The organism is Streptococcus suis, from assembly GCF_019794615.1.
GTDB classification, from domain to species: Bacteria; Bacillota; Bacilli; order Lactobacillales; family Streptococcaceae; genus Streptococcus; species Streptococcus suis_AI.
In genome coordinates, this window is the sequence record NZ_JAIMDU010000071.1 from 1 (window position 1) to 1,477 (window position 1,477).

General features: G+C 35.9%; 1 protein-coding gene and 1 pseudogene. One reads left to right on the top strand and one right to left on the bottom strand.

The window, feature by feature from the left end; genetic code table 11:
• Positions 1-211: transposase domain-containing protein (locus K6V43_RS11330; RefSeq protein ID WP_222383148.1), on the top strand; the 211-nt coding region annotated here is incomplete at its 5' end.
• Between the two features lie 449 nt (positions 212-660).
• On the opposite strand, the pseudogene K6V43_RS11335 reads toward K6V43_RS11330, so the two are convergent.
• Positions 661-993, bottom strand: a pseudogene (locus K6V43_RS11335) (helix-turn-helix domain-containing protein); the annotation flags it as partial.
• Between the last annotated feature and the right edge of the window lie 484 nt (positions 994-1,477).

Genomic DNA, 1,477 nt, shown 5'->3' on the forward strand with positions numbered 1-1,477 from the left:
AAATTGGCTTTTTTCCCAAAGCTTTGAGGGAGCCAAGTCGACAGCTGTCATTCTGAGTCTTTTGGAAACTGCTAAACGACATGGCCTTGATGCAGAAAAATATATGAACTATCTTCTAGAACACTTACCTAACGAGGAGACACTCGCAAAAAAAGAGGTGCTAGAGGCTTATTTGCCATGGGACAAAAACATTAAGAGAGCTTGTAAATAGAAAAGGCTCCAGGGTCAACATGACTTTGGAGCTTTTTCAATATACTTTGTTATTAGGCGCTTACTTTTGTTCAAAGCAATTCAGCTAAAACATTTGAAGTAACCTTCCAAAAAGTAGAAGAGCAAAATGTGAAGGTATTTAAGGCTACCTGATCAACTTTTAAATTACTTTAGAGTATCAAATCAGAATCCATAGATTAAGATTTATACACCACTCTATAGTCTTATATACTGATCTAAATTCGACCACTGGTCTAATCTACTCCGTCTTTCCCATAAAGGGTGTAGCTGTTGTAGCAAATATGTTCTTCAGGAAACAATTCGCTTAAATGACAAAATTATGTACCATATGCAGCAACGATGTGAGAATTTGCTTAACTAAAAAGATGACCATCAGTGCGGGATGGTCGCACAGTCTGTAGTTTTGTGAGGATGAATTGGTATCAACTACGTCAATCCTAAATGGCCATGATGAAACCGATAGTATATGCTTGAAATACCCACTTTCATTTCTTTCGTTAAGCTTATCTTCTTTACCGATCGTTTTCGATTAGTTTGGTAAGCCGTTTGTGCATAGTCAGTAGAACAGACTTTTTTGTACAGCCCTTTTCGCACTTGTTGTAAAGTTGTCCCACGTTTGACTTCATTATTAATCGTCTGAGGAGCCTTTCCAAGCAATCCTGCAATTTCACGATTGGACATATTTTCATTTTTCCATCGTTCAATCAGGCGACGGTTATCAATTGTCAAATGTTTGCCTTTTGGTGTATAATGATTTTGCATCTCTGTGCCCTTCCTTGTGTTTGTGGTGAACAACAAGTATAGCACAGAGGTGTTTTCTTTTGCCTTAAATTGGATTTCATTTGATAACAGGAACCCTTGAAACTGTTTTGTCAGCTAAACCAAGGCTATTATTAGCCTTGGCTACTTAGCCTAACAGTTTCAAGCCTATTATCAAATGAAATTACCGGCTTACTAAAAGATAGTAAAACAAATATTTTTAAGCAAGGCGAGGTGGCTAACTTCATTATAGAACTTTCATTCCAAAAATAATAAACAATAAAGTGAAAAAAACAGGAAAAACTACTTGACAATGATGTGTAAGATTTGATAGAATAATTGAGTTGTCTCGTAAGACTAGTCAGCTAAACAAACAACGAAAAAAAGTTTGAAAAAGTAGTTGACAATAGTAAGTGAAGATGATAGAATAATTGAGTTGTCTCTTGAGGGGATTGGTTAACAGAGGAACGAAAAAAAGTTTCAAAAA